This is a genomic window from Mesorhizobium sp. M5C.F.Ca.IN.020.32.2.1 (assembly GCF_004023105.1).
GTDB lineage: Bacteria > Pseudomonadota > Alphaproteobacteria > Rhizobiales > Rhizobiaceae > Mesorhizobium > Mesorhizobium wenxiniae.
This window is the reverse complement of the sequence record NZ_RZSX01001135.1, coordinates 1-1,660: the sequence shown is the minus strand read 5'-3', so window position 1 is coordinate 1,660 and position 1,660 is coordinate 1. Positions and strand designations below refer to the sequence as shown.

At 63.9% G+C, this 1,660-nt stretch carries 2 protein-coding genes; both read right to left on the bottom strand.

From position 1 onward, the window contains the following. Nucleotides 1–15: 15 nt before the first annotated feature. The gene (locus EOA86_RS33625; protein ID WP_128345482.1) at nucleotides 16–1,425 is read right to left on the bottom strand and encodes a DEAD/DEAH box helicase; all 1,410 of its coding nucleotides are present in this window, start codon (nucleotides 1,423–1,425) and stop codon (nucleotides 16–18) included. Then, the coding region (locus EOA86_RS39720) for a hypothetical protein (RefSeq protein ID WP_206630214.1) at nucleotides 1,397–1,660 on the bottom strand (264 nt) is incomplete at its 5' end. The genes EOA86_RS33625 and EOA86_RS39720, both read right to left, overlap by 29 nt.

Genomic DNA, 1,660 nt, shown 5'->3' with positions numbered 1-1,660 from the left:
GATGCAACTATAGGCTTACGCAGCTCGCGCCGCTGGCCGCTTGCCGCCGAAACGACGCTTGTTGTTGCCCTTGAAGGGCTTGGCGCCTTCCGGCTTGCGCTCGCCGACAAAGGCTGGCTTGTCGCCAAAACGCTTCTTGCCAAAGCCGTTGTTCTGGCCACCGGGACGCCTGCCGTCGCGACGGCTATTGCGGTCGTTGGCCGGCTCGAAGCTGCGCTCGTTCTTTTCGGCTGGATTGCGCTGCGGGTCGGGACTGCCGAGATGGTCGGCAACGACCGGCAGCTTGGTGCGGATAATGCGCTCGACCTGGCGCAGCTTGCTGTTCTCGGACGGGTCGCAAAGCGTGATGGCGATGCCATCCATGCCGTTGCGGCCGGTGCGGCCGATGCGGTGGACATAGCTCTCCGCCTCGTCCGGCAGGTCGAAATTCACCACGTGGCTGATACCGGGCACGTCGATGCCGCGCGCCGCGATATCGGTCGCCACAAGAATGCGCACCGAACCCTCGCGGAAATCGTTGAGCGCCTTCTGGCGGGCGTTCTGCGACTTGTTGCCGTGGATGACGGCGGCCTTGAAGCCGTCGCGCTCGAGGTCCTTGGTCACCCTGTCGGCGCCATGCTTGGTGCGCGAAAAAATGATGACGGACTTCATCGCCTCGTCTGCGAGCATCGTCGACAGTACCTGGCGCTTCTGCTTGGTGCGGGCAAAGACGACGCCCTGCAAGATCTCGGCCGCCGCTGTGCTCTGCGGCGCGACCTCGACGCGGATCGGATTCTTCAGCAGGCCTTTCGCCAGCTCGGCGATTTCATTCGGCATGGTCGCCGAGAACAGCACCGTCTGACGGTCCGGCGCGGTTGCCCTGGCGATGCGCTTGACGTCGTTGATGAAGCCCATGTCGAGCATGCGGTCGCCCTCGTCGAGCACCAGCCATTTGGTGTCGGCAAGCACGAGGTCGCCCTCGCGCACCAGGTCGGTCAACCGGCCAGGCGTGGCGATCAGGATGTCGACGCCGGGGGCAACCTTCTTCACCTGGCTGAAGCGCGAGACGCCGCCCAGCACCAGCGCGGTCGAGACATGCGCGCCCTTGGCCAGGATCTTGATGGTATCTTCGATCTGCACCGCCAGTTCGCGCGTCGGCGCGAGAATCAGCGCACGAGCGGTCTTCGGCCGGCGCTTGGTGCCGAGCGCGATGATCTTCGACAAGATCGGCAGCGCGAACGCCGCGGTCTTGCCCGAACCGGTCTGGGCGATGCCGAAAATGTCACGGCCTTCCAGCTGCGGCGGGATCGCCTGGGCCTGGATCGGCTTGGGATCAGTGAAGCCGGCGCCGTGGGTGGCCTTGAGCAGCGCGCCGGTAATTCCAAGTGCTGCGAAACCCGAAAGTTCCCCAGTGTCCTTACCGGCCAAAGTGTTTTCGTTGGTCAAAATATTCTTCTTTCACGCGGCTCCTGACCGCAAACATCAGTGGCGGCAGGGCGCAACCTGCCGTCGAAAAATTCTCATGGAACGACAAGGCGGCGGACATGATCGTCCGCGCGGCTGCGCTGTCGTGCCCGCATGCATCATGCCGCGGGGCTTTTTCGCCGCCTTGCCGATCTCGGAAAGAGGGAAAACAGACGCAACCAGTCTCATTCGTCGAGAAGGCCGGATACTCCCGGCC